Here is a 10,180-nt window from a genome sequence, read left to right as displayed (position 1 = left end):
TGGACGGCGGCGACGATCGCCACCGTCATCATCAGCCCGGCCAGCGCCGCCACCCCTGCGATCTTCGCCGTGCGCGACATCGGACGTCTCAGTTGCCCATGAAGCGGCGGAACCGCTCGCGCCCTTCGACCTCCTCAGCGGCCTGGCGGGCGGATTGCAGCGCCTGCGCCCGGCCCTGCGCCGCGACTGCGGCGGTCAGGTCCGCGAGCTGCTGCGATTGCAGCGCCAGGAGCTGGTTGCCCGCCTGCGCCGCCTGGAGCGCACCCGTCGCGGATTGGCTGGCCGAGACCAAGCCGTCCATCGTGGTGCGTGTGCCTTCGATGTTGCCGACGACGCCGGCCTGCACCTGCAAGGCATCCTGAAAGGCGCCGACGCTATCTTCCCAGCGGGCATTGGCGTTGGCGACCATCTGCGCGTGATCGCCGGTCAGCGCGGCGCCCTTGTAGCGGCCGTCGAACGCTTGCTGGATGTCCTGCACGTCGTAGGCGATGCTCTGCGCTTCGTTCAGAAGCTGCTGGGTGTGCTGCACCTGTTGCTGGAGCTGCTGGAGCGAGGAGAAGGGCAGCAAGGTGAGGTTGCGGGCCTCGTTGATGAGGCTCGTCGCTCCCTGCTGGATTTGCTGGATTTGATTGTTGATCTGCTGGAGCGACCGGGCGGCCGTCAGCACGTTCTGCGCATAGTTGGTCGGGTCATAGACGATCCCGCCGAACTGCGCATAGGCCGGCATCGGCAGGGCGATCGGCACGACGGCCGCGCTGGCGAGAGCGCCGGCCAGGATGGCGCGGCGCAGGGGGAATCCGGTCATAGAGGTAACTCCTGCTGGGGTTGGCGTCGAGCATCAGGGGGAAGAAGCTCGACGGCCCAGGCGCAGCCGCGATGGCGCAGCCATTCAGCCGCGAACGCGGGTGCCCCGTGGGTTTCGATGATGTCGGCGATGGCGAGCTGGTCGGACTTCGACGAGGCCGCGGCGAAGGTCAGCGCGACCTCGCCCAGCCCCAGCTCGAACAGCCGGTTGCCGCGCCGGGACTGGCAGTAATAGTCGCGCTTCGGCGTGGCCCGGCTGAGGATTTCGATCTGGCGGGCGTTAAGCCCGAACCGCTCGTAGATGGCGGCGATCTGCGGTTCGGCCGCGCGCTCGTTCGGCAGGAAGATGCGCGTCGGGCAGCTCTCGATGATGGCCGGAGCGATGTTCGACGTTTCGATGTCGGCGAGGCTCTGCGTCGCGAAGACGACGCTGGCATTGCGCTTGCGCAGGGTCTTCAGCCACTCGCGGAGTTGGGCCGCGAAGTCGGGGCTATCGAGGACCAGCCAGCCCTCGTCGATGATGATGAGCGTCGGCGAGCCGTCCAGCCGGCCTTCGATCCGGTGGAACAGGTAGGACAGGACGGCGGCGGCCGAGCCGGCGCCAACCAGGCCCTCGGTCTCGAACGCTTGGCAACGGGCTTCGCCGAGCCGCTCGGCTTCGGCGTCGAGCAGCCCGCCCCACGGCCCGCCGATGCAATAGGACGCCAGCGCCTGCTTGAGCTGCTGCGATTGAAGCAGCACGGCGAGCCCGGTCAGCGTGCGCTCCAAGATCGGCGCGGACGCCAGCGAGCCCAGCGCCGACCAGATATACTCCTTGGCCTGCGGATCGACCGCGACGCCTTCGCTCGCCAGGATTGCTGCCAGCCATTCGGCCGCCCAGGCGCGTTCTTCGGACAAGTCGATATGGGCGAGCGGCTGGAGCTGCACGCCGTCGCCGGCCTCGTCGGCGAGCATCCCGCCGAGATCCTGCCAGTCACCGCCCATGGCCGTAGCGGCGGCGCGGATGCTGCCGCCGAAATCGAAGGCGAAGACCTGCGCGTTCTCGTAGCGGCGGAACTGCATCGCCATGAGTGCGAGCAACACCGATTTGCCGGAGCCGGTCGGGCCGACGATCAGCGTGTGGCCGACATCGCCGACGTGAAGGGAAAACCGGAACGGGGTCGAGCCTTCGGTCTTGCCGTAGAGCAAGGGGGGAGCACCGAAATGCTCGTCCCGTTCCGGCCCCGCCCATACTGCTGACAGGGGGATCAGGTGGGCGAGATTGATGGTGGAGATCGGGGGCTGACGGACGTTGGCGTAGGTGTGGCCGGGGAGACTCCCAAGCCACGCCTCAATCGCGTTCATGCCCTCTGGAATGACGGTGAAATCGCGGCCCTGGATGACCTTTTCCACCAGCCGCAGCTTCTCGGCGGCAATGGCGGGATCGCGGTCCCACACCGTCACGCTGGCGGTGGCATAGGCCATGCCGGCATAATCGGCGCCCAGCTCCTGCAAAGCGATGTCGGCGTCGGCCGCCTTGTTCGAGGCATCGCTGTCAAGCAGCGTTGACGCCTCGTTGGTCATCACTTCCTTGAGGATCGCGGCGACGCTCTTGCGCTTGGCGAACCACTGGCGACGGATGCGGGTCAGCAGCTTGGTCGCGTCGGTCTTGTCGAGCATGATCGCGCGGGTGGACCAGCGATACTCGAAGGCGAGCCGGTTCAACTCGTCGAGCAGGCCGGGGAACGTGACGCTGGGAAACCCGACGATCGTCAGCGTGCGGAGATGCTGGTCGCCAAGCTTCGGCTCGAGCCCACCGGTCAGCGGCTCGTCGGCGAGCAGCGCGTCGAGGTGCATCGGCGTCTCGGGGACGCGCACACGCTGGCGCCGCGTCGAGATCGTCGAATGGAGATAAGTCAGCGTCTCGCCGTCATCGAGCCAGCGGACCTCGGGCACGAAGCCCTCGACCAGATTGAGAACGCGGTCGCTGCGGTCGGTGAAGCCCTTGAGCAGCTCCCACGGATCGACGCCGGTGGTGGAGCGGCCCTCGTAGAGCCAGCCTTCGGCGCGCGCGGCTTCCTCGGCGGGCGGCATCCACAGCAGCGTCAGATAATAGGCGCTCTCGAAATGCGCGCCTTCCTCGCGGAACTGTTCGCGTCGTTCCATATCGACCAGTGCCGACACGGGATCGGGGAAATCATCCTCGGGATAGTCGAGCGCGGGCGTCCGCTGCGCTTCGACGAAGATCGCCCAGCCCGAACCGAGCCGGCGAAGCGAATTGTTGAGCCGCGAGGTGGTCGCCACGAGCTCGGCAGGCGTCGCGCTGTCGAGATCGGGACCGCGGAACCGGGCGGTGCGCTGGAACGAACCGTCCTTGTTGAGCACGATGCCTTCGCCGACCAGAGCGGCCCAGGGCAGGAAGTCGGCAAGGTGTGCCGCATGCCCACGATATTCGCGAAGGCTCATCATGGCCGCATCCAGCTCGGGTAACGGAGGTGGCGGCGGGCCACGTCCACGAATTGCGGATCACGACGGGCGGCCCAGACGGACAGCGCGTGCCCGATGGCCCAGATGACCAGCCCGGCCATCCAGAGCCGCAGGCCGAGGCCGATCGCGCCCGCCAGCGTCCCGTTGACGATGGCGAGCGAGCGCGGGGCGCCGCCGAGCAAGATCGGCTCGGTCAGCGCCCGGTGGACGGGGGCATAAAAGCCCGAGATCGGCTCGGCGCTCTCCATCAGACCAGCGCCCCGCCGCCGAAGCTGAAGAATGACAGGAAGAAGGAGCTAGCCGCGAACGCGATCGACAGGCCGAACACGATCTGGATCAGCCGGCGAAAGCCGCCGCTCGTATCGCCGAACGCCAGGGTCAGGCCGGTCACGATGATGATGATGACCGCGACGATCTTCGCCACCGGCCCCTCGATGGATTCGAGGATGCTTTGCAGCGGAGCTTCCCACGGCATCGACGATCCGCCCGCACGGGCGGGAACGGAAAAGCTCAGCGCGATCACGCTGGCGGTGGCTGCGAGCATGGCGCGGCGTGCGCCAGACGCAAGGGCATGGATCATGACAGGTCTCCGGGTTGGGGGGTGGTCAGCGGCGTGAGGCGGTAGTCACCGGTCGCGGCGTCGAGTCCTTCGACGCGGGCCAGCTCGGCGAGGCGGCGGCCGTGTCCGTCGCGGGTGAGGACGGCGATGATGTCGATGGTCTCGGCCAGCAGCGCGCGAGGGACCGTCACGACGGCTTCCTGAATGAGCTGCTCCATGCGCCGGAGCGCGCCGAGCGCTGTGCCGGCGTGGATGGTGCCGATCCCGCCGGGATGTCCGGTGCCCCAGGCTTTAAGGAGGTCGAGCGCCTCGGCGCCGCGCACCTCGCCGATGGGGATGCGGTCTGGGCGCAGACGCAGCGACGATCGGACGAGATCGGACAGCGAGACGACGCCGTCCTTGGTCCGCATGGCGACGAGGTTCGGCGCGGCGCACTGAAGCTCGCGCGTGTCTTCGATCAGGACGATGCGGTCGGTCGTCTTGGCGACTTCGGCCAGCAGCGCGTTGACCAGCGTGGTCTTCCCGCTGCCGGTCCCGCCCGCCACGAGGATGTTCGCGCGGGCGGCAACGCCTTCGCGCAATGCTGCGGCCTCAGCCGGCGACATGATCTCGGCGGCTGCATAGTCGTCGAGAGTGAATACCGCGACGGCGGGCTTGCGGATGGCGAAGGCCGGCGCCGCCACCACAGGGGGCAGCAACCCTTCGAACCGCTCCCCGCCTTCCGGCAACTCGGCCGAGACGCGCGGGGACCGGGCGTGAACCTCGACGCCGACATGGTGCGCGACCAGGCGAACGATGCGCTCGCCGTCCGCGGCAGCCAGCGTCATGCCGGTGTCGCTGATGCCTTCACCAAGCCGATCGACCCACAACCGGCCATCGGGGTTCAGCATCACCTCGATGACAGCGGCATCGTCGAGCCAGGCCGCAATCGACGGCCCGAGCGCCGTGCGCAGCATCCGCGCGCCGCGTGTCTTCGCCTCGGAATGGATCGGGAGGACGGTCAAGAGAAGGCCCCTGAATGGGCCGGGCGAACCGCCGCCCGGCGTCAGAGGCACATCAAGAGAGACAGAAAAGGGGACGCTTCAACAAGTAAACGCGGGCGTCGTATTCTGGCGAAGAAAGACAGGTAGCAGCGTAGGCCGCTCATTCTTCTTGAGGTGGCAAGTCCTCGCTGATTTCCTGTCTGACTTTCGGCCCTTTTGCGAGTCGGCGACCCAGCGCCTCCATGAAGGCGTCGTAGCGATCATTCCCAAGGCGGCGCATCGCGGCCCGTTCCGCTTCGGGCGGCGGCGGCGTGTTCGACAGCCAGAAGCGAACGAACAGCGCGATCATCTCGATGCCGATCCCCACGTCGCGCTCCAGCCGGGTGGTGCGCCGGTCCAGCTTGTCGAGCCGCTTAGCGATGGCCGCCTCGCGCTGCTCGTCGGCATCGGGCGACAGGAAGGAGGCGATGGCGGCCTCGGCGATCAGCGAACGCGACTGCCCGCGCCGATCGGCATAGGCTTCAAGCGCGTCCTTGAGGTCCGGTTCGAGATAGACGGACAAGGGGGATTTGATCGTCATAGCTCGATGCCATCCTCGGGATCGAGCGACGCCTGCCGGACCACGCGCTGCATCTGGCGGCGCACCGTCGCCTGCCGCGCCGCGTCGCTATCGAGGTCCGGCTCATCCAGCTCGAACTCATTGGCAGGCGCGGGCCGGGGCGCCGGCGCAATGTCGATATGGCGCTCCAACGCCGGCTCGCGGCGCAGGTCCGCATTGGAGGCATCGTCCTGCCCGTCCGCCTTCTTGGCGGCCTTTTTCTTCTTCGGCTTCTTCGGCGCATCATGCTCGATCGGTTCGGGCATCGGTGGGGCTTCGATCGGCGCCAGCATACTCCAGTCGTCGGGGCGCGGCGGGCCTCCTCCGACATTCCTATCGGGCGGCGACATCACTCGCTCCGTGAACCGCCGGTCCTTGAAGTAGCGGGCCTTCTTCGCCCGGATCGGCGGGATGCCCGCGACCATGACGATCTCGTCGTCGGGCGGGAGCTGCATGATCTCGCCGGGGGTAAGGAGCTGGCGGGCGGTCTCGGAGCGCGACACCATCAGATGCCCGAGCCAGGGCGAAAGCCGGTGGCCGGCGTAATTCTTCATCGCCCGCATCTCGGTCGCGGTGCCGAGCGCGTCCGAGATGCGCTTGGCGGTGCGCTCGTCGTTGGTGGCGAACGACACGCGCAGATGGCAATTGTCGAGAATCGCGTTGTTCGGCCCGTAAGCCTTCTCGATCTGGTTGAGGCTCTGGGCGATGAGGAAGCTCTGGATGCCGTAGCCGGCCATGAACGCCAGCGCGCTCTCGAAGAAGTCGAGCCGCCCCAGCGCGGGAAACTCGTCGAGCATGAGCAGCAGCCGGTGGCGCGATTGCCGCGCCTTCAGGTCTTCGGTGAGCCGGCGCCCGATCTGGTTGAGGATGAGGCGGATGAGCGGCTTGGTGCGCGAGATGTCGCTGGGCGGCACGACGAGGTAGAGCGTCACCGGCAGCTCGCCCTCGACCAGATCCTTGATGCGCCACTCGCAGGTGCGCGTGACTTGGGCGACGACGGGATCGCGATAGAGGCCGAGGAACGACATGGCGGTCGAGAGCACGCCCGATCGCTCGTTGGCCGATTTGTTGAGCAGCTCGCGCGCGGCCGAGGCGACGACGGGATGGACGCCGGCCTCACCCAAATGCGGCGTCGTCATCATCGCCCATAGCGTGCTTTCGATCGGGCGGCGGGGATCGGACAGGAGGGCGGCGACGCCCGCCAACGTCTTATCGGCCTCGGCGTAGAGGACATGAAGGATCGTGCCGACCAGCAGGGCATGGGAGGTCTTCTCCCAATGGTTGCGCTTCTCCAGCGAACCTTCCGGGTCCACCAGCACGTCGGCGACGTTCTGCACGTCGCGCACTTCCCAGGCGCCCTTGCGGATTTCGAGCAGGGGATTGTAGGCGGCCGACGCACCGTTGGTCGGATCGAACAGCAGCACCCGTGCGTGCTGGGAGCGAAAGCCGGCGGTGAGCTGCCAATTTTCCCCTTTAATGTCATGCACGATCGCCGAGCCCGGCCAGGTGAGAAGCGTCGGCACCACCAGCCCCACGCCTTTGCCGGATCGCGTTGGCGCGAAGCACAGCACATGCTCAGGGCCGTCGTGGCGCAGATAGTCGCGCCCGAGCCGGCCGAGCATGACGCCGTTCGGCCCGAGCAGCCCGGCGGCGGCGATCTCCCTGCGCGACGCCCAGCGCGCCGAGCCATAGGTCTCGGCGTTCTTCAACTCGCGCGCACGCCAGACCGACATGCCGATGGCGACGACGATCGCGGCGAACCCGCCCGACACGGCGATGAACGCGCCGGTCTGGAATATCTCCGGCGCGTAGGCGTCGAAGGAGAACCACCACCAGAAAAAGGCCGGCGGCGGATAGATCGGCCAATCGAAAGCCACGAACCAGGGCGCCCCAAGCTCGGGCTGATAGGCGAGCGCCGCGGCCGTCCATTGCGTTGCAGCCCATATGGAGCTGAGCACGATCAGGAAGACCGTGAAGACCTGACCCCAGAGGATTTTGGTTGCCGACATGGCATCGAAGTCGATGCGTGCCGGACATCAAATCAAGTCACTGTTATTATGGAGGAAAGCCTAGCGTAGAAATACAGGGAATGGCGTATTTGCGCCTTGTCGTTCAACTATGTGCCAGCCTATTCCTAGGACCTGACGGGCCGCTTTCGAGTTACGCGCTACGATCATTGATCCGGGCTTGCGCGCGCAATAATCGACACGACTGCGGTTGTGGATGCGGTCGCTTCGACGCAAAGGGCGGCGAGTTGCCGGGTTGCGGTTCGGCGATGTTGAAGGTTCAGCGCCAACGCCAGCGATGCGCGATGATGCGCCCGGACTTCCTTGTTACTCGCACCGGGAAAGACGTGCGCTATATATGCTTCAAGCATCCGGTTCGCATCGGTTTCGCTTGGCCGAACGCCGTCTAACGATTCGTGTAGTGTGGGATCATAGACCGCCTGCGCCAGCGATATGATGACTTCGCGGCATAGCAGGCCGATCGCCTGCCAATCTTCTTCGGCGGATGCGGTTTCATGTTGCGCTCGCGCCTTGGACAATGCGCGATCAACCCGCTCCCATCCTGTAGCCTCGCGCGGTTCCGATGGCAGCGACGATCGCTTTGCGATCGCGTCGATCGCGGCACCGAATAGCTGGCGGACATAGAAACGCCGATCCTTGTATTGCGGCAGCTCCGCGCTCCAATGACGATACCATGCCCACAGATCGACGTGCGGGTTGTCGTATGTGACGCCTTCTGGGATCGCTTGTCGGATGCGGACTTCTCGCGCCCGGTAATAGTCGTCAACGTCCTGAATACGCGCGCCGCCGGTTGCAACGTCGATCATCATTGCACGATGGATCAGCAATTCCGATAGCAACGCAGCCGCGCCAGTTGAGTTAGGGGCGTCTAGCGTTTCGACACGAATATCTTCGTGTTGCCTGCTGGCTTGCTGCGCGCTCAAAATAGCTTCGGCGATCCGCTTCCGATCCTGTTGCGACAACGATCGCAACGCTTCGGCGATCGGGTTCGGCGCGCGCACGATGATTGCTTCGTCTTCCAAGTCGGAAAACCAATCTAGCGCGGTTTCGAGTTGTTCGACGGACGCTAGGCAATGCCGCAGCAGCATCGACAGATCGAAGCGTTGAAGGCTTTCGAGAAATTCGCACGTATTGTCCGTCGTGTTCGCCATTTGATCCTTATGCCGGTTACGGCGACTACGATCAATCTTCCAGCGACGCTTCCACTAAAGCCCCAGCCCCCGGCCGCGTCCGAACGACCAATCCACCCCGCCGTTGCCCCGCATGACGCCGGAGATGTGCTTGCCGATCTGCCGGTCGAGCGACGGGGACCAGGGCACGAGCTGGAAGCTGAGGCCGTTGTCGATCATGGCGAAGCGGCCCGAAGCGAGGGTGACGCGCTGGCGCACTGTGCCGGCGACATATTCGCCGGCCTTGGACGGCGCGTGCAGCAAGCCGATCTCGGCCGACAAGTCCTCGGCCGCTGCGTCCAGTTCGCGCCGCCGCAGCGTGTCGAGCAGATTGCGCGCGAAGATGATGCGCTGCCCCTGCCGCCGCGCCAGCCCCTCGTCGGCGAGATGCTCGGCGCGCGCTTCCATCGCGGCGCGCACCTCGGTTCCGAAGCCGCCGCCGAGGTCATGGCTGTCGCTCGACAGATTGCGGCGGTCGAGCCATGTTGCCCCCGGCGCGCGGACCTGCGCCGACAAGTCAACGTCAGACCGAACGGCCAGCGCCGTGCGCTGCCGCCCCTTGCGGTCCTCGAAATGGCGCAGCTCGACGATGGAACCGGGCCTGCAATCGCTAGTCGCCTCGATGTCGCGAAAGCGGACGTGGTGGGTGCGCCCGTCGATCCCATCCACGATCGCGTAGGCGCCGCCGGTCAGCTCGTCATCCAAGCCGCGATCGACCAGCCTGCCGATGACGGGCTGTGCGGGATCGGCGTCGAGCACATAGGATGCGGCGCCCCGGTCGATACCAAGATCGGTCATCGCCTTGTGCATCCGCTTGATGATGTCACCGCGCTCGCCCAACTCGCGCAACGCCGCCTGCGCGTCATCCGCGAGCGTCCACTGGCCGGGAGCGATCTCGCTGGCGAGGCCCAGCCTCTCCAGCTTGCGCAGCCGTCCGATCCTCAGCGCACGGTCGGGATCAGGCCGCGCGCCGGGCTCGGGCGCCATGTCGATCAGGCCGTCGCGTTGCATGGTGCGCGACACGTCGCGGTCGATCTCGGTCCAACGTTCGGCTTCGACCTGCCGCCCCAGCGACAGCCGGATTTCGTAGTCGCTGCGCAGCCCGAGTTCCTGGGTGACGATCTCGCGCGCCGTCGCCCGCATCCCCTCGCGGATATAGTCGCGCGAGATGACAAGATTCTGCCCGTCATCGCCGACGCCGCGCACGATGATATGGACATGGAGATTGTCGGTGTTCCAGTGCTCGACTGCCCGCCAGTCGAGCCGAGTGCCGAGGTCCGCTTCCATTCGCGTCATGAGGTCGCGGGTGAAGGTCTTGAGGTCGCGCATCTGCTCGGCGTCCTCGGGCGAGACGATGAATCGAAAATGATGCCGATCATCCTCGCAGCGCGCCGCAAACTCGTTGCGGTCGAGGCCGTCCGCGTCGGCGCCGAACAGCACGCCCCGCTCGTCGTCGCGGGTGACGCCATCGCGTTGCAGATAGTTGAGGTGGGCGGCGAGTGAGGCGCGGCCGCCATGCCGGACCACGCGCGCCTTGACGACGACCTGGCGCGATCGGTGGCCGAGCCGATGGG

Annotated in this window: 9 protein-coding genes; all 9 read right to left on the bottom strand. The window is 66.4% G+C overall.

From position 1 onward, the window contains the following. Positions 1 to 88: 88 nt before the first annotated feature. Entirely contained in the window at positions 89 to 805 is a 717-nt protein-coding gene (gene trbJ / locus L288_RS35355; RefSeq protein ID WP_021238888.1) for a P-type conjugative transfer protein TrbJ, read from the bottom strand. After that, entirely contained in the window at positions 802 to 3,252 is a 2,451-nt protein-coding gene (trbE, locus tag L288_RS35350) for a conjugal transfer protein TrbE (RefSeq protein ID WP_031304567.1), read from the bottom strand. The genes trbJ and trbE overlap by 4 nt, the downstream gene beginning before the upstream one ends. Further along, entirely contained in the window at positions 3,249 to 3,518 is a 270-nt protein-coding gene (locus L288_RS35345) for a VirB3 family type IV secretion system protein (protein WP_021238886.1), read from the bottom strand. The genes trbE and L288_RS35345 overlap by 4 nt, the downstream gene beginning before the upstream one ends. After that, on the bottom strand, positions 3,518 to 3,850 hold the full coding sequence (locus L288_RS35340) for a TrbC/VirB2 family protein (RefSeq protein WP_021238885.1): 333 nt from the start codon (positions 3,848 to 3,850) through the stop codon (positions 3,518 to 3,520). Before L288_RS35340 ends, L288_RS35345 begins: the two co-directional genes overlap by 1 nt. Continuing rightward, complete coding sequence (gene trbB, locus L288_RS35335; protein ID WP_021238884.1) at positions 3,847 to 4,833, bottom strand: P-type conjugative transfer ATPase TrbB; 987 nt, start codon at positions 4,831 to 4,833, stop codon at positions 3,847 to 3,849. Before trbB ends, L288_RS35340 begins: the two co-directional genes overlap by 4 nt. A 139-nt stretch (positions 4,834 to 4,972) precedes the next feature. Continuing rightward, positions 4,973 to 5,392 (bottom strand): CopG family ribbon-helix-helix protein, encoded by a 420-nt coding sequence (locus L288_RS35330; protein WP_021238883.1) that lies wholly within the window; start codon positions 5,390 to 5,392, stop codon positions 4,973 to 4,975. Further along, entirely contained in the window at positions 5,389 to 7,419 is a 2,031-nt protein-coding gene (locus L288_RS35325) for a conjugal transfer protein TraG (RefSeq protein ID WP_021238882.1), read from the bottom strand. The genes L288_RS35330 and L288_RS35325 overlap by 4 nt, the downstream gene beginning before the upstream one ends. Before the next feature lie 164 nt (positions 7,420 to 7,583). Continuing rightward, the gene (locus L288_RS35320) at positions 7,584 to 8,588 is read right to left on the bottom strand and encodes a hypothetical protein (RefSeq protein WP_021238881.1); all 1,005 of its coding nucleotides are present in this window, start codon (positions 8,586 to 8,588) and stop codon (positions 7,584 to 7,586) included. Between the two features lie 54 nt (positions 8,589 to 8,642). Next, positions 8,643 to 10,180, bottom strand: a 1,538-nt coding sequence (locus L288_RS35315; RefSeq protein WP_021238880.1) for a relaxase/mobilization nuclease domain-containing protein, incomplete at its 5' end; no start/stop codon positions are given.

It is taken from the genome of Sphingobium quisquiliarum P25 (genome assembly GCF_000445065.1).
Classification (GTDB): domain Bacteria; phylum Pseudomonadota; class Alphaproteobacteria; order Sphingomonadales; family Sphingomonadaceae; genus Sphingobium; species Sphingobium quisquiliarum.
This window is presented reverse-complemented; position numbering and strand designations above follow the sequence as displayed.